The sequence below is a fragment of the Herpetosiphon gulosus genome (assembly GCF_039545135.1).
Classification (GTDB): Bacteria; Chloroflexota; Chloroflexia; order Chloroflexales; family Herpetosiphonaceae; genus Herpetosiphon; species Herpetosiphon gulosus.
In genome coordinates this window covers 26,153-42,201 of record NZ_BAABRU010000030.1, presented here as the reverse complement: position 1 = coordinate 42,201, position 16,049 = coordinate 26,153, and the positions used below count along the sequence as shown (strand labels likewise).

General features: G+C 51.7%; 14 protein-coding genes. 2 read left to right on the top strand and 12 right to left on the bottom strand.

The window, feature by feature from the left end; all coding sequences use genetic code 11:
* Positions 1-1,498, top strand: a 1,498-nt coding sequence (locus ABEB26_RS24100) for an ISKra4 family transposase (RefSeq protein WP_345724646.1), incomplete at its 5' end; no start/stop codon positions are given.
* A 295-nt stretch (positions 1,499-1,793) separates the two neighbouring features.
* Here the strand turns inward: ABEB26_RS24100 and ABEB26_RS24095 are convergent.
* On the bottom strand, positions 1,794-2,180 hold the full coding sequence (locus ABEB26_RS24095; protein ID WP_345724645.1) for a response regulator: 387 nt from the start codon (positions 2,178-2,180) through the stop codon (positions 1,794-1,796).
* A 143-nt stretch (positions 2,181-2,323) separates the two neighbouring features.
* Positions 2,324-2,590 carry a hypothetical protein gene (locus ABEB26_RS24090; protein WP_345724644.1) on the bottom strand — a complete coding sequence of 89 codons (267 nt, stop codon included), beginning with the start codon at positions 2,588-2,590 and terminating at the stop codon, positions 2,324-2,326.
* Positions 2,591-2,734: 144 nt separating this feature from the next.
* On the opposite strand from ABEB26_RS24090, the gene ABEB26_RS24085 reads away from it, so the two are divergent.
* Positions 2,735-3,277, top strand: coding sequence for a hypothetical protein (locus tag ABEB26_RS24085; protein WP_345724643.1), 543 nt, complete (start codon positions 2,735-2,737; stop codon positions 3,275-3,277).
* A 612-nt stretch (positions 3,278-3,889) separates the two neighbouring features.
* On the opposite strand, the gene ABEB26_RS24080 is transcribed toward ABEB26_RS24085, so the two are convergent.
* The 10 genes from ABEB26_RS24080 to drmC form a co-directional block, all read right to left on the bottom strand.
* On the bottom strand, positions 3,890-4,555 hold the full coding sequence (locus ABEB26_RS24080; protein ID WP_345724642.1) for a cytochrome c biogenesis CcdA family protein: 666 nt from the start codon (positions 4,553-4,555) through the stop codon (positions 3,890-3,892).
* On the bottom strand, positions 4,552-5,235 hold the full coding sequence (locus tag ABEB26_RS24075; RefSeq protein WP_345724641.1) for a TlpA family protein disulfide reductase: 684 nt from the start codon (positions 5,233-5,235) through the stop codon (positions 4,552-4,554). The genes ABEB26_RS24080 and ABEB26_RS24075 overlap by 4 nt, the downstream gene beginning before the upstream one ends.
* Before the next feature lie 296 nt (positions 5,236-5,531).
* The gene (locus ABEB26_RS24070; protein ID WP_345724640.1) at positions 5,532-6,149 is read right to left on the bottom strand and encodes a hypothetical protein; all 618 of its coding nucleotides are present in this window, start codon (positions 6,147-6,149) and stop codon (positions 5,532-5,534) included.
* A 63-nt stretch (positions 6,150-6,212) separates the two neighbouring features.
* Positions 6,213-7,418: a competence protein CoiA family protein gene (locus ABEB26_RS24065; protein WP_345724639.1), complete on the bottom strand. Its 1,206-nt coding sequence runs from the start codon at positions 7,416-7,418 to the stop codon at positions 6,213-6,215.
* A gap of 88 nt (positions 7,419-7,506) precedes the next feature.
* Positions 7,507-7,737, bottom strand: a complete 231-nt coding sequence (locus ABEB26_RS24060; RefSeq protein ID WP_345724638.1) for a hypothetical protein — start codon at positions 7,735-7,737, stop codon at positions 7,507-7,509.
* Positions 7,738-8,348: 611 nt separating this feature from the next.
* Positions 8,349-11,261 (bottom strand): NACHT domain-containing protein, encoded by a 2,913-nt coding sequence (locus ABEB26_RS24055; protein ID WP_345724637.1) that lies wholly within the window; start codon positions 11,259-11,261, stop codon positions 8,349-8,351.
* Between the two features lie 333 nt (positions 11,262-11,594).
* Positions 11,595-12,851 carry a helix-turn-helix domain-containing protein gene (locus ABEB26_RS24050; RefSeq protein ID WP_345724636.1) on the bottom strand — a complete coding sequence of 419 codons (1,257 nt, stop codon included), beginning with the start codon at positions 12,849-12,851 and terminating at the stop codon, positions 11,595-11,597.
* Between the two features lie 490 nt (positions 12,852-13,341).
* Positions 13,342-13,488: a hypothetical protein gene (locus tag ABEB26_RS24045; protein ID WP_345724635.1), complete on the bottom strand. Its 147-nt coding sequence runs from the start codon at positions 13,486-13,488 to the stop codon at positions 13,342-13,344.
* 335 nt (positions 13,489-13,823) lie between these two features.
* Positions 13,824-15,086 carry a glycosyl hydrolase family 28-related protein gene (locus ABEB26_RS24040; protein ID WP_345724634.1) on the bottom strand — a complete coding sequence of 421 codons (1,263 nt, stop codon included), beginning with the start codon at positions 15,084-15,086 and terminating at the stop codon, positions 13,824-13,826.
* A 158-nt stretch (positions 15,087-15,244) separates the two neighbouring features.
* Positions 15,245-16,048, bottom strand: a complete 804-nt coding sequence (drmC, locus tag ABEB26_RS24035; RefSeq protein WP_345724633.1) for a DISARM system phospholipase D-like protein DrmC — start codon at positions 16,046-16,048, stop codon at positions 15,245-15,247.
* Position 16,049: the final 1 nt, after the last annotated feature.

Here is a 16,049-nt window from a genome sequence, read left to right as displayed (position 1 = left end):
CGGGTTGGTCGGCGGTCGTTGGTGCGGGTTTGTGTTTTGCTCGTGGCATGGTATCCCCTTACAAGCCTATTCTGGAAATGCTCGTCTTTGGGTTGGGAACCAAATACACACGCTATTGTACAGTCTCGCCGAGAGCAAACAGCTGTTGCAGCAGACTCAACAGGCGCTGGTCACCCACCAAGTCACCGCCTACCTCGCGCAGCACCGGCCCTGTCCTACCTGTGCCACGCCACGCCGGATAAAACAGCAGACCACGGCCCCCTTCCGGACGCTCTTTGGCCGCGTTGCGGTCGCCAACCCCCGCTGGTATCAGTGTGCCTGTCAGCCGCACGCGACCGCAACCAAAACCGTGCGTCCCCTCGCCCAGCTGCTCCCTGAGCGGGTCAGTCCCGAATTGCGCTATCTTGAGACGAAATGGGCCAGCCTCATGGCCTATGGCCTCGCGACGCGGCTTATCCACGAGGTGTTGCCCATCGATGCGACGCACAACGCAACGACGGTGCGCAATCACCTGCTCCACGATGCCCAGCGGCTTGAACAGCAACTCGGTGATGATCGGGTGATGGTTTGGGATACCTGCCAAGCCGAGCGTGATCGCTTGCCCATGCCTGATGGGCCGCTGTCCGTCGGACTCGACGGGGCGATTCTCCGCGCACGGCGGGGCAGTTGTGGGGCACAGACGGCCAATCTGTTTGAGGTCATCGCAGGCAAAAGTATCCTCGCCTTTCGCCGGGATGCGCCGGAGGGCATGCCGCCAACCAGTAAATGTTTCGCCTTGGTGCAGCGCTATGATCGCAAGCCCCGACGGCGACTGTTTGACCTGCTCCGATCCCAGGGCATGCAAGCCAATCAGCAGGTGACCTTCTTCACGGATGGCGGTGATACCGTCCGCCGCCTGCCCGATGACCTGTACCCGCAGGCCGAGCACGTGCTGGATTGGTTTCATCTCACGATGCGGCTAACGGTGCTCCAGCAGTGCGCTCGCGGGCTTCCCGTCCGTCCGGACTACCCACCTTGGGATGGACCGTCACTGGCAGATAGCATCGAACGGATTAAACATCACCTCTGGCATGGCAATACGGCCAGCGCGTTGGAGGCCGTGGACACGCTTGCCGAGTGGTTAGATGGTTGGGATGACGATGAGGATGGGGCAATCACCATCCAGCCGGGGAGCGCGGCAGCGGCAACGATGGGGCGGTATGTCCACGACCTGAGCACCTATATTGACCACAACAGCGGGTCAATTATCAATTATGGGGAGCGTTATCGGCAGGGCGAGCGGATTAGTACCAGCTTTGTCGAGTCAACGGTGAAGTATGTGGTCAGCAAACGCATGGTCAAAAAACAACAAATGCAGTGGACACCGAAAGGAGCACATCTGCTGTTGCAAGTCCGAACCCAGGTGCTCAATGGTGACTGGGAGGCAACCGTTCGCGGGTGGTATGCGGGTTTCCGATCTGAGCCGTTGATTCCGCCAGCGCTGCCGTTTTCGGGGTAGTGCCCCCGAGTTTTTTGTGCTCTCCTTACCAACCCTGCATGGCCAACACCCCGAATTGATTCCTCGCCGAATCAATTTATGCACTCGCGTAGAATGGATCGCCCGCACAAAACGCGGCCAATCGTCGCTGCACCGTTGCTTGGCTGCATGTCCGCACACTCGTCGCGGACTTTTTCGTCGCCGTGCTCGTTCCTCCGGTGTTGTTCGTGCGCTTTTTCGCCGCTTCCTTAGCTCGCCGTGATCGCGCCAGTTTTTGCGCATAGGCATCCGCACCGCCGCGCTGTTCGTCGCCGTCCTATGGATTCAGCCGATACGCCCCGCCCCACGCCTCAATCTTGTCAATCAAGCGGCGAAAGTCAAGCGGCTTCGCCTCATAGTCGCTACACCCTGCCGCCAAACAGCGTTCGCGATCCCCCGCCATTGCATGCGCCGTCACCGCAATCACCGGAATCCCCTGCACCGATGGCCGCGCTTTCAACTGCTGCGTGGCTGCCCACCCATCAACGATCGGCAAACTCATATCCATCACTATCACATCAGGCATGACGGCCTCCGCCATCACCACCGCGTCTGCCCCATTCAGGGCGAGCGAGACCGTATAGCCGTGCCGTTCTAAGCGCCGCGTTAACATGTCGCGATTCATGGCATGATCTTCAACCAACAAAATATGGAGCGGATTCATGGTGATACTCCGTCCTTCGGATCACATTCCTGATCCATCGCTACCCACGCGTAGCATCGTGTGACCGATGGTGTGGGCACTGCCCATCGGTCGTGCTCAATACTACGCCTGCCCCATCGCATGGGATGGCCAGCAGCCGCGCTTCACGCGCTCGCATACAACGGATCGCCCGCACAAAACGCCGCCAATCGTCGATTGACCGTTGCTTGACTACATGTTCGCACGCTCGTCAAGCGCTTTTTCGTCGCCGTGCTCGTTCCTCTGGCGTTGTTGCGTTGCTGGGCAGCGGCCTTGGCCCGCCGTGATCGCACCAGCTTTTGCGCATAGGCGGAGGCTCCGCCTGAATTCGGGTCCAGACTGAGCGCCGCCCGTGCTGCACAGGTGATTGTGCGTGCGCATCCGGGCATCATTGACAGCACCAGCCCCCGTTCCTATACTGAAAGAAGATCGGCGACCAGCGCTCACAATCACGATCTATTGGCACGCCATCGATAGCCTATCAATGGCGCAACGGCTCGCTTTCTCGCTGGTGTTACTCGTAGGAAGGAGCTACTATGACCTATCATGTCTCTCCATCCCCCCGCCACATTCCGCGCACATGGGGAATCTGGCTCCTCTGGATCGGCGGTATCAGCAGTTGTATCATCGGTTTGTTCCATCGTGCTGGCTTCCGAAAGCCCCTGTCCGGCCCGCTCCATATTCTTGGGGATTCCGTTATTGCCAGTGAGCTGGGCATTATGCTCCTCCTTGTCATGCTCGTCTTCATTGGCATCGTTGCTGCGACGACGCGCTTCTGGCGGAGTGCATGGGGGTGCATGCTGATCATGACGGCCATACTCATGCCGCTATGTTTGGTCGTGGCCAGCCATACCGAGCGGCTTATCCGACGATTCGAACACACCTTCCCTGCCCCATGGGCCGAGGATGCCGCCCGCATTCCATGGCTGATGGTCGGCGGAACAGGGGGTATCATGCTTGCATGTGTCATGGCCTTCGTCATCAGCATCCTCGCCCGCAAATACCCGCCGCTCCCACAACGCCATCCTGTGATTCGTATCGAGTATGAAGGACATGATCACCGTCCGTCAGGAGCGTGAGGTTCTGGAACGTTCTTAGTGCAACGGCTAACGGCTCTGCGCTGCCATCAGAACACTGGATGACGACGCTTGTTCGTCGTTCTAGAGCGCGTTTTGTCCCAAAGAACCCATTGACGACATCAAGAGACCACAAAACACGCTGGATATGAGGAGTGTGGCCTGAAATCAGACCACACAGGTGTTCAATGCAGCAAACCGGAGAGATCTGCGTTTAATACCATGACAGAATGCGGCCAATCGTCAATGCACCGTCGCCTGCCAGAACCGCCGCTGGCCACCATGCGCTCGCGCTCGTCAGGCGCTTTTTCTTCGGCTCGTAAACAATTATTCCATGGTCGTGCACGCCGTAAGCACGAATTTTCAGATAATCGGCTCACACCTCGCCAGTCATCATGCAGCACGCCTGTTCGCTGTACTATTTCGGGGCGATCTGGGTTGGTACACTCACATCGAGTGCGTGAAAAAAATACTATGAACTACGCATCCCACAAAGCATAATGGCTGCCATTCTTGACCGCCTGCTGCATTGTGAGACCTTTGCTCCGATAGGGCGTGGCACACTCAATCGCGACCTCATATTCAATGGCTTAGCGTCGTTCTATGCTAATGCAGCTATAGATTGGGCAGCACTTCCACCACAATCCCAAATAGCCCAATTGCCACAAGCACGATTCCGGAGAAGCGATTGAGCCACCTATGCGAACGGGTTGTCCACTTGGTAAACGCCCGTTGCATCGGTTGGGCAAAGACGGGCAATACCACCAGCGGCCAGCCAAAACCCACGCCAAACCATACAAAGTAGAGGATTCCGTCAATCACGGCTAGTGGATCGCCGACACCCAAGAGAAAGGCACTCATGACTAACGGGCCAGTACAGGGCAGGGTCATTGGGCCTAAACCAAGCCCATAGATAAACGCACCCGCCGCTGGATGGCGCATAATCGGTATCTGGAGTTGGCTTATCCGGGTAAATGGATTGCGATCAAGCAGCAGCAAAATACCTAGGATTATCACCGTGCCATAGAGCAGCGGTAAAAGCACGGGCAACATCGTGCTCAGCGATTGTTGCAATACAAATGCGATCAAGCCAACCACCACCATGAGGGTTAAAATGCCACTCAGCACCAAGATTCCCAATCCGGCCATAAACCACGCAGGCCGCGCCTGTTGTTGCGTTCCTGCCACATAGGCTAGCATCCCAGGGTAGAGTGGCAACATACACACATTGCCGAGAATCGCCCCATTGCCCAACAGAAAAGCCTCAAAATACTGGCTCATGGGGCCGTTGCTCCTGCTGCTTGCAGTGCCCTGATTAAGCCATCGCTTGGCTCGATTCCCGTGCTGAGTTCAGTCGTGGTTCCATCAGGGCGAATAATAAAATGGGGTGTTGCCGGAGGATTGGTGATGGTTCGACCAAAGACTGCGGTTAATTCGCGCAACAGCTCGGGCGTACTCACCGCAAAAAGCCAATCAAACCCCGCAGCATCAGCATAGGCCGCGAGATCGCTTGCGGCCAGATCAGTTTCAACGCTGAGCCCAATAAACACAACGTCGGGATTCTTCAGTTGGGCTTGCGTCTCAGCAACAATGGTAAGCTGTTTCCGACAATTGCTACACCACGTTGCCATCGGTTCGATATAGATGGTCTTGCCATGAAAATCTGCGAGGGTAAACGATTCACCAGTTCGCGCATTAATTAATGGCAACGTTTGCCACGCTGCAAGGTTCGCGACGGTGGGGACAACCGTTGGTTCCGTCGTACTCGGCGGTGCGGGAATGATGGTTGATCCTTGGTTGGCACTGCCTGCGTCGGCCACACTGGCGGTTACCGTCGCGGCGGTGCTCATCGTAGCCGCAACCCTTGGTGCTGAAGGCGCAGTGGGGTTTGTTGCACTTCCACAGGCTGACAACAAACTCAACCCAAGCATACCGAGCATGACCCACCGTAGATGGTGCATACTATCCTCCAAAAGATCGATTTTTTGTCTATCTAAGTATAGATAGATGTATGGGTATCAAATCTTACAGAAAGCTTACAAATACAATCATCACGGTAGCTCTCTTGCCTTGCGCCGTTGGCCCAGCTATCACCCCCTGATCGGCAATCCGTGATCACGTTTGCCGAAATGCTCGCCCACGAACGCTCGACGACCAAACGGTGACTTCGGCGGGGAGCGCGTGGAAAAAATTCGATCCCTCACTCGCTCTGCATACATACAAATTGAGCCTCGGTCTGCACCATGAATGATGAATATCACTTCTTCCGACTCTTTTTATTTGCGTGCCGAGATTTAACGAGATCGAGAATATCATTCGAAAGTTCCTTAATACCGAGGTGCTGTTGAATACCTGCAACAATATTTTTTGTTTGTTTATTAAGGAACTCTTTGGATTCATCAGGGTCAAAATAATCTGAATCTCTCTCGGGATCTATTCCATGATCATAGATATACTGTGTGAAGGTCCATATATCACGGCTTATTTGTTCAGGCAGAAAGTTCATCCAAACTTCCATCTTTGCCGTAATTTCATAATATAACCGTCTGATTTCGGGCGTTACTATTTTATGATCGACTTGATATTGATAGTCGCCAAGAGGTTCCTCTTCAAACCCATACGCTGGATCATCCATCATTGCAGCCTTAATATACTCATGGTGATAATAGCCGCTTTCATCCCGTAAGGTGGCAGAAATAAGATCGGTTATCTTGATAATACGATGAACTAACTCAAAATAAAGTTCTAATTGTTTGGTATACAGCGCCTGACGCAGTGGAGACCGCCGCTCCTTTGTCATAATGATTATTGTACCCATAGTGAGAGCAGCAGATACAGTAATACTTACTATTGCAACCCATGCCTCTGAAGTCATCACATGTGCTCCTAGCTATACCGAAACAATCTTCATCGCAGTTGCCCTACAGCCACCATTCCGTTACTGCGCGGGTCGAGCATCGACCCATGCCTGTTGGGCTGCATCCCACACATAGCGAAACGGAAACCGATTCGTATCCGTGGCCACAAATGGCACCTCATCCACCCAGCGTTGCCACCCCAGCGATGCATCATGCGTTATGGGCTGCGCTTGCTCAAGATAGCGTTTGACATGTCGTTGCAAATAGATAAAAAGCCCGTTCTTAATGGTGGATTTCGATTGTGATGCACCTGCATGCACTATCACCTCTCCGTTGGCGGTCGTAAGCACGATTTGGGTCACGACATGCTTGTGATAATGATGCAGAATGTAATAGACCTCACGGACTTTCTTCCCCGCCGGAAAATAAAAATCGATCAGCTTAACGAACTGGATTTCTTGTCGATTAGGCTTTCCTTGCACAGACAGCATCGTTTCTTCGGCAGCGGCTTTCTGCGCTTGTGCGGCTTGCGCTTTTTCTTTGGCAACGGCTTCCCGCTCTTGCGCAGCCAACAGTGCGGCCTGTGCCTTCTCTTCGGCAACGGCCTTCTGTGCTTGCGCGGCCAGCAGTGCGATCTGGGCCTTCTGTGCTGCCCGCTGCGCGGCAGCTTCAGCGGCTTGACAGCGCTTACACATCCAGCGTGGCGGGCTGCCGCGCCCTTCGATAATCAGGAGTGGGTCTTCCGCCCGCCATGGAACCTTCGCCTCATAAAGTCGCGCATTGCCAGCAACCTCAATCCACTCGACAGCCTCTTGGGCAAAATAGGCTTGCTTGACCTCATCAACAGGATGGGTCACCACGACCTCAATTGCCCCAATCACCTTCCCCTGACGGATGAGTGCGATATCGGGGCGATAACTATCCATGCGATATTCAATCGCAACCGTATCCCACTGCTGTAACCACGGTCGCCGTGACGATGCACCACAGCGATTCTGACATGGGATCGCAATCCGCAGCGCTGTGGCATTCCGCAGCTGCGTAGCAAGATAACATTTGGTATTTAAGTGGAGGGCGGTTTCAGGGTTCGTTGTGGCACAGGTCGCCCCGGTATAATGGGCATAATGATGGGTGCGCTTGCTCCCGAGCTTGAGCAATACCGGTTCACGGCACACGGGGCAGATAGCGGCTGGGCGCTGGCTTGGGGGCAGGTGAGCAAAATCAGCAAGCGCATGTAGGGTTTCATTAACTAATACCCATTGTGGTTCATCAATCCTATGGGTCATCGTAGCGGTTCCTCCAGCACGATGGTCAGCACACGAAGCGCGGTAATGCAATCCTACCGATACCCTCGTTCTGATCGTGATTCGCCCATCAATTCGGGAACGCATCAGGTGGGTTGGTCAATTGCTGATTAATGATATCCATCAACACATGCCGATGGGCCTCGCTCGGTAACAGCCGCCCCTGCAAGGCCAATTGCACCACTTCCAACGCCTCGCGGAGCAATAAATAGCCATCTTCACCCACCGCATCGAATAATTCGCCATTCGACAAGTCGTCAATGATCAATTCAATCTGTGCTAATGCTTCAGCTTTCTGCATGATTGACTCCTTTTAGGTTCATCCTCTCCAGAGCCACATACAGGCGATTTTTGGCATGGGCGTTGAAAAATTCCCTGCATGAAGGATCTATAAATTATGTCAAGAAAATTAATGAAAGTTGATATCTATTAACCCTTTTCGATCGATCTTCAGTATGAATTAATGCTCATTTTTATGCATTATGGAATATCGCCTTTAAAAACACGAATCTGTAATGGTCAAAGAGCTATTGCAGGGCTTAATCTTCTGGGTCTAATAAACGGCGATAAGAATAAACGCTGATCGAGCGCTGCCTGCCGTATCTTGAATGACGATGGGTGTGCAAAGAGCATTTGACTATCCCATCATCGATTCCCAGATCAACCGCAACTACCGATGTACTCACCAATCCTTCGCTATCATCGGTCTTAACTCGATACAACGACTATCAGCCAAGGTGAGATCACAACGTTGAGTTAGTCCTTAACCATAAGCGTCGCAAGTCTTGGTTGAGCACACCGTCCGATAAATTAGATCAGCTAGGCCCAAACCGAAGCTTGACTCTCCTAGGTAACTGGTGCGATCGTCTCCACGACCATTACATTAGTTACTTAGGAGAGTCAAGCTTGTCCTCACCCCTTAAAGATATGAACCATAATACGTTCCGCCCAGTTACCATGGTTAGACAACACCCAGTATTCAGCATTGCGAACCGATGAACGAGGAGCGAGAATACAACGAAATCCTTGGTTGCCGTAGGTGTAATCAGGAATACCCCCATGACGCGCCGCACAAAGAACATTTATCCTATTTTCATAATATGAGCCACCACCACGCATTATCATCCTATTGTCACTATCCTTAACGGCTTGTACTTCCCCAATACGTTCCCCCTGATATGGAGTGGCAGTCCATTCCCACAAATTGCCAACACTATCCAGAACCCCACAAGCAGCTTGGCCAAGCAATCCTAAACCAACGGATAAGGGGCGGGTTTCCTTGCTCCAATCATAGACCGCATGTTCCGGTGTGGCTGGCTGTTCGCCCCAAGGGTAGGATTGGCGTTGGCCATGAGCGTTATAGGCAGAAACTTCCCATTCCACCTCGCTGGCCAGACAAATACGATACCCGTGTGGTAACAGTGTCACAAGTTGTTGATTCAGCCATTGACAATAGGCTACAGCCTCATACCACATGATGCCATACACCGGCTGATTCAGATATTCCTGTTCAGTTTGCGGTTTCCACCAGTTTGGTTCCGTTCGTGCATGCTTCTTTTTATACGCACAGCCATGATCCGTCCACCAGGCATCGTTACTATAGCCGCCTGCCTCCATAAACGCCCGATATTGCTCCACCGTGATCATCAAGCGCCCGACCCAGTAGGACTGAAGCTCAACGGAGATCGGCTGTTCTTGGTCATTCCATCCGCCGACCTGATAGCGACCCGCAGGGACATACCGCCAGTAGTGCAAACCCTCACGGCCAAACTGCTGCGAAAGCTCGCGCGTTGCTTGGTGCCATTGCTCGATGCTCACCGGGTAGCGCGGGTCACCCAACCCGGCCAACAGTTCGGCTGCCTTTTGACGCTCTTGCACCAACAACGGTGCTGGCTCCATCGCTTGGCCTTGCGCATAATCGAGCGCGGCTTGCGCATGGACATGGTCTTCAAGCAGTTTGACGAGGCCTTCCCGTAGCCGTCGCTGAATCCGATCAACCTTGATCTGCTTGCCACGCAACAAGCCCCAATCGCAATCGGCTCCCAACTCAGCCGCCAAAATCAAATCGCGATACCAGTCATACTGATGCATAGCTCCGGCTTCATAGGCATCAGGATCAACCAACGCGGTCAGGACTTGTTCAATTTTTGCACTCCCAAGACTTGCTTTCGTCAGACACCCAACCCCTAAAAAGATCGGCTCACGCCAGCGATCATCGCGACGCAAGGACAACAATTGATCGAGCGATTCATACAACAACAGGTGGCGACCGGCGCTATGCTCTTGCAGGGTCACGTGCGCAAAGGCATACACATTACCCGCATCCTCTGGCTGAAGCAAGCCACTACACTGATCGATATAGGCAATACAGCGTTCCGCTGCCCGATAGGGGTCGGCCACATTGACCCGGGCAAAATATTCCATCAAGTCTGCTTTCAGCTCACGGCTTGGAATCCGCCCACGGCCATCCACTGACGTGGTCGTTAAATGCGCCTGATAACACAGCCGATCGAAGACTTGATCACGTAACTCCTCACCAGTAATACGTTCATCGCCAATTGCCTGTCCCAAATTCTGACCATCGCGACTAGCGGTATCCCATTCGCCCAACAGCTGCTTTAAGATATCTTCGTACAGGCTATGACGGTCGCGGGGCAAGATCCCCTTTTTCGCCAGCACAAAAATCATCATACTCAGCAACAACGGATTTTCGGCCATGGCACGTAATTTCTTGCGGAGGGGGTCGTGCAAGGCTTGCAATAAGCGGTAGCTATAGCGCTCAATGGCCTCACGGTCAATGAGACCTTTAGTATGCAACTGAGGAAACCAATCATTGATAAACTGGGAAATTTGACCGCCGCTCAGGGGAGCTAATTCGGCCATCGGCCATTGGGTAATATGGTCATACTCTTCCGTCCATGCCCGTGAGCGACAGGTAATAAGGACGCGTGCATTATAACAATTTGCAAACAAACGCAAAAAAGTCAACAGTGATCGGCGATCAATACTCTGCATATTGGATTCAAGTGGCACTTCATCCAATCCATCAAACACGAACAATACCTTCATCGAGCGAGCCAAGCCAGCCTCTAATAGCTCAGGCGGATGTGTTAGCCCATATTGATCATGAAGATGGGCGGACACCGCATCGAGCAGCAGTCCGATGTGTGGTGTGCCATTCAATCCTAAATCTTTACCAACCAACGCGCCTGATATTTTGCGCAACGGTATCAATACTGGCAACAAACGGCGTTGATCATTCCAGCCAAGCAAGCTGGTCTGTCGGTTAATCTGATCAAGCCCTCGTTGCGCCAATGCCCACACCAAATGTTTGGCAAAGGTCGATTTCCCGCTCCCCGGTGCACCGCATAAGACAAGGTGCTGGTGTTCCAAGACCGTCTCAGTTGCAAGTTCAGCGCGAAACAAGGCTAATCCACCGGATCGATCACGGTTAACAGTAACAATTGCGTGATCCGGTAAACAGCGATCAGCGCTTAGTTCTTCGAGAAGTTTCAATCGCTGCTGATGATAGGTCGCAATTTCTTCCTCTGTGAGTGGGCGTACCACCCGATAACGGCCCTGCACTGCCAGCATCATATACACCGACGCTAAATCAATGCCCGATTTAAGGTGCGCCGAATCAACCCCAACCACGCGCATCGTATTGTGGCTTTTCGTTACCTGATCCAAGTAGTACACCAAGCGTTTGCGCTCAACATCGTCTGGTGGGCGACCATAGAGAATCGTGCCTAAATTGACCCCAACGACCGGGCCATACAACTCAGAATGATCGACGTTGACTGAACTAGTGGTAATAGCAGCCATACAAACAACCTTTCTTCATCCGTGGGGCAACTCTGGTTTGGGTGTAGAGGAATGACGTGTTAATGTAAAGCCTAATTCACCCACCAAGATTCGTGATCAGCTACAGATTGTTGACCAACAAATAAAGTATCATGCACCTAGTAGTAATAGAAAGCTCCTTATGAACATGAATGGTCTTGTCCGCTCGTCCGAATCAGAACTGAGCTTCGGCCCGTAGGCTCCTATCCCAACCAATTCAATTACTTCCGTCGTAAGTGTTGCTTAATTTATGCAGCACTGGAGTTCGATCATAACTGTTAACCAAAACGTCAGTAGCAGGTCGATATCCTACCCCTAGCGATTTACTAGTCCAGCCAACAATAATCGACATTCAGCAACAATCGTCTGATCACTATTCTCATCAATACATCGTTGGAAATTATTTTTTGCTTCTGATATAGCGTTTGTTTCAATAAAATTAATGGCTAGCCCGTAATATCCAACAGAATCTTTTTCCATCAATTGTATAACCTTTGAAAACGTATCAATTGAAGAATTATAATCACTTAAAAAATAGTAGGTGTAACCAATGATAATATACGCATTTCCAATAACACCATAATTTCCAGTCACATCAGGGGTATATTTAATCACGTTATTACAATACAAAAGTGTATTATTATAATCACGCTGTTTGAAATAGATATTACAAACACTAATATATACATTTACATAGAAGAATAAATCAGGATGCTCGATGGTAAGAGTCGGCATATTAGCAGCAAGTATTTGTTGATAATATTCAAGCGATTTGGCATAATCTTCATCCCGATAGAGCTGATCTGCCATATCTTTCCACGCAATAATGGCGCTTCTATCGAAGTTCGGTTCTTTGGTTGCGGTCGGAGCAGGACTCCTTGTACGCTGATTTGTATTCGAATTGTCTGGTGGAATGTCACTCACCAACCTTGTTGGAGTAACAGGGATCGATGTCAGAGGCGGTATTGGCGAATCCTGAGGCTTTGTCCCATTTGCATCGGGTGATGGTGACGAGGCAATATAGGGGACAACCACGGGTATTGGGATAATAACGGTGGCATGGGCTAAGGGTGGCGTTACAGGGAGTAATGATGGTTGGGAATCCTGATACATATTGCCCCATACGCTGTTACCTTGCAATACAATCCCATATCCGATCACAAGGGCAACACAAACACCCCATGCAACGATTTTTCCTCCATGGGGTCGCCAACTGATCTTTACTGCTCGTTCTGTAAGACGATGCATGGCGAATTCATCGCCTTGCGCAGCTTTTCGGATGAGATCGAAAGAGAGCGCCTCGTCTGGCGACAGCTTAACGGTACTACAAAATTTATCAACATACTGTTCTTGGAGAACTTGTCCCTGCTTTTCCTCCAACTGTACAATATAAGCATCTGTTACACCAAGGCCTACGCCTAACGCATGTTGGGTTAATCCGGCCCGCTCTCGGTAGCGTGTAAGCATTGCTTGGTGTTCTCGCCCATAATCCTCGATCTCTTTTTGTGGCGGGCTAATTCTCATTGGACGCAGAAAGCCGTGGCGCATCAATGAACGAAAGAATGTAGACACCTGACAACTCCTTCTCGGTAATGGATGAGAGGAATGAAGATCAGACAATGGCGATAATAACCCTATGTGGTATAGATGCTCGTGAATAAACTATATACCAACTGTCAATATAAATATTCATTTTCTAGGATTTTATGGACTTCACCAGCAGTAAATATTAAAATAAAACGAGCCGTAGATCCCAGGTTTGATCTGCCGCTATTACGACTCATAAACCATAATTTACGGATGATGTATCAATCCATTCTATCGCTAATGAGTAAATACTCTTCGTTCTTGACCAAAAAATGGTATAAACAAGGAGTTGGTTCAAGCTAAGTCAATAGGTGGGTACCATATACCGATCACTCCCGTTGGCAGAGCAGTTTTACCCTATTGCAATGGCGTAAATACACCTTAATGATGATGAAAAAGTGACGAATCCTTGGGTAAGACTGCCATGTGCAATGATCGGTATATGGTACCAAGGCAATGGCTTAGTGTGGTTGGTTTATTTCCATAGTCGATTCGCCGCAAATAAATCGTTGCTGATCATTGTTGATGCGCAGTTATCTACCACGCTCATGACCAAAGATGCATCAATGATCGGCATGCTCGGCCAGCCAAGTTTCCAGCGTAGGCGGTCGTAGAAACGCATTATCGCATCCTCCAACACATGGTAATCCGCGTCCATGATCACGTACTCGCTCACACGATGCGTATAGGCGAATCACGCCACCATCTCACTTTGTGACATGTGGAATGAAGACGCGTTCCAAAGGAGGTGATTTTCCATACTTGCCGCGCCCATAGCGCCCAGCCCCGTAGCCAGAGCCACGCTGATGCTTGGGGGGAACTGAATGGCTGTACACTTCCTCTACCGTGGTTGTTTCAAGAGCAACTGCCAAGACGCAGAGGAGTTTCAAGAAGTCACGCCTACCCAACACGGAGGCCGTACTATTCGCTGTGGAATCCATCGCTATCATCCTTTGCCTAAAGTGCCATCGGTGCGGTATCGCTCACGTTGCCACCGCCAAGGTTATTGATGCGTGGTCCGATGCCATTGAACGAGCGAACGCCCACTAAGCGCACCACGCCTGTTGCGCTTTCACACAGCACCATCTCGTTGGTATATTCGGTTGATTGCCCCCCCAGAATAGTCATGCGCACACCAGAATTCGCCTGAATCCAGATAGACCGTTCATGCGCTCCAAAAAAGCTCACATTGCTCATACTCAACGCGGGTCCTTGGGGTGTCCCTGTATCGGATAGTTTGATGCCTGTGCGTGCACCAACCGTGCCGGCAAAGGGAATAATTCGACCGTTGCTCAGCGAAACGCCTTGGCGATTGGAGACACCACGGGTTTCAACGATAATGCCTTCTTGTACACTATCAAACCCAAAATTATTAATACTGCCATAACTGCCAGGGAATCCCGTGCTACTCAGATTCTCACGGAACCAGATGCCGCGAAGGTAGCCATAGCCGAAGAAATTCTGGACCATAAACTCCTCCGCTTGCTCGATATCCAAACAGAAGCCTGTCGTTTGAACCCACGTCCGCAGCGATGCCCCAGCGGCAGCCCAGACATTAGGATTGAATTGAATATTCGTGATACGTGCCACATCGGCAACACGACCTAGTTTTATGCCCACCATCAGTGGATACCCTTGAATACTATCAATCAAGATCCCATCAGCATTCACTGACAGCAGTTGATAGGGGTTTGGGCAGGTGATGTTTCGAATCGTGACTCCATGCTGATTCGAGGGAACCAGAATCGTCCACCCGTAGGGTGTGGGAGTTCCTTGGGTAACCTGCTCGGGATAAAAAATTTCTACCCCATCAAGAATGGTGTTATGACTCATGGTCAGAAAGACATCCGTGGTGTAGACATGGAGCGTCGAGCCACGTGCCGCCTCACCCCATAGCTGGAGGCCACGCCGCATGCCACTGTAGCCGCCTTTAAGGGTTACATGTGGTGGGATGGTCAGTCCTCCATGACACCGATAGGCATGCGCAGTAGGGGTGAGCCAGACAACACCGCCGACGGGGGCCGCAGCATTCAACGCGGCCTGAATGGCACTGGTGTCATCGGTAACCCCATCGCCTATCGCCCCAAAAGCGTGAACATTGAAGATTCCGAAGACCGCTGTCTTATGGGTTCCATCAGGATGATGCCCGACAAGGAGATACTCGTTAAGAATATCACCCCATGCATCTTCATCTCCATCAACACTTGGCAACCGTGACATTAGAGTTCCTTTCCTGTCGCCCATCAATGGCGATTGTGACTTCGTGCGTTGGTGCTCGATCGGACAACAGACAGCCCACTAGTCTCGGTTCGTCGGTCTGAGATAGGCACGATTTTTTAAATGCTGGATACATACCCCATTGCCAGATCAAAACGAGGTTAGTCCTCAATGGGTTGAAACACGCCCAGCACGATTAATTCCTGAATATGGCGGCTCAAGCGTGCGGGAAGCGTTGGATGATCGATTAAGACCCCAACCTCAATATTGTCGTGCAAGGCATAGCGCGTAAAATTCGCACTCGATATCAACGCGATCCGCTCATCCGCAACCGCACATTTGCCATGCATCACACCATACCGATCCGCTGCTGTTGGTGGCCGTTGCGTCAACGGCCATTCGTAGAGCGTACAACGAGGATGCTGGAGCACCTGCGATGCGGGAAGTCGATAGGCATGCGGTTGCGATTGAGAACGATCATAGCGTTCAATAATCCACGTGATGGACACGCCTCGTTCTACGGCGCGTCCCAACTCGGTCAAGATGGGGTCGATATCATAGATGGCAAAGGCCATCAAGAGCAAAGTCGATTGCGCACGATGGATTACGTCAAGTAATGCTTGGGTCGTCTGACGCACCGCTTCGCGACTTGTTGGCCCAGTCCAAACTAAATCAAGCTGTGCGTGCTGCCGCTCTTGGGCATAAATATACGCACCAGTCGTGATCAGATCGCTCAGCCGAGACCCCGAACAGCGCGTGGTATCCTGCCACCACCCGAGCAAGAGGTGGGCAACCGCCTGGTGCAGCGCATCATTGGCTGGTAATGCAGCCAGTATCTGCTGTTGGCCACGGGGATCAGGCGCACGATCCCATGGCGCGAGAAGCTGCGTAATCTGTGGAATATACGCGAGCGGTACGGTTTGGAGCAACCGATACAGTTCGCGCTGCAACGCATTCGTCACCATC

Bases quoted from the DNA above. Each gene is read 5' to 3' on its own strand.
- ABEB26_RS24095 (WP_345724645.1), bottom strand. From the start codon at position 2,180: ATGAATCCGCTCCATATTTTGTTGGTTGAAGATCATGCCATGAATCGC.
- ABEB26_RS24090 (WP_345724644.1), bottom strand. From the start codon at position 2,590: ATGATGCCCGGATGCGCACGCACAATCACCTGTGCAGCACGGGCGGCG.
- ABEB26_RS24085 (WP_345724643.1), top strand. From the start codon at position 2,735: ATGACCTATCATGTCTCTCCATCCCCCCGCCACATTCCGCGCACATGG.
- ABEB26_RS24080 (WP_345724642.1), bottom strand. From the start codon at position 4,555: ATGAGCCAGTATTTTGAGGCTTTTCTGTTGGGCAATGGGGCGATTCTC.
- ABEB26_RS24075 (WP_345724641.1), bottom strand. From the start codon at position 5,235: ATGCACCATCTACGGTGGGTCATGCTCGGTATGCTTGGGTTGAGTTTG.
- ABEB26_RS24070 (WP_345724640.1), bottom strand. From the start codon at position 6,149: ATGACTTCAGAGGCATGGGTTGCAATAGTAAGTATTACTGTATCTGCT.
- ABEB26_RS24065 (WP_345724639.1), bottom strand. From the start codon at position 7,418: ATGACCCATAGGATTGATGAACCACAATGGGTATTAGTTAATGAAACC.
- ABEB26_RS24060 (WP_345724638.1), bottom strand. From the start codon at position 7,737: ATGCAGAAAGCTGAAGCATTAGCACAGATTGAATTGATCATTGACGAC.
- ABEB26_RS24055 (WP_345724637.1), bottom strand. From the start codon at position 11,261: ATGGCTGCTATTACCACTAGTTCAGTCAACGTCGATCATTCTGAGTTG.
- ABEB26_RS24045 (WP_345724635.1), bottom strand. From the start codon at position 13,488: ATGCGTTTCTACGACCGCCTACGCTGGAAACTTGGCTGGCCGAGCATG.
- ABEB26_RS24040 (WP_345724634.1), bottom strand. From the start codon at position 15,086: ATGTCACGGTTGCCAAGTGTTGATGGAGATGAAGATGCATGGGGTGAT.
- drmC (WP_345724633.1), bottom strand. From the start codon at position 16,048: ATGGTGACGAATGCGTTGCAGCGCGAACTGTATCGGTTGCTCCAAACC.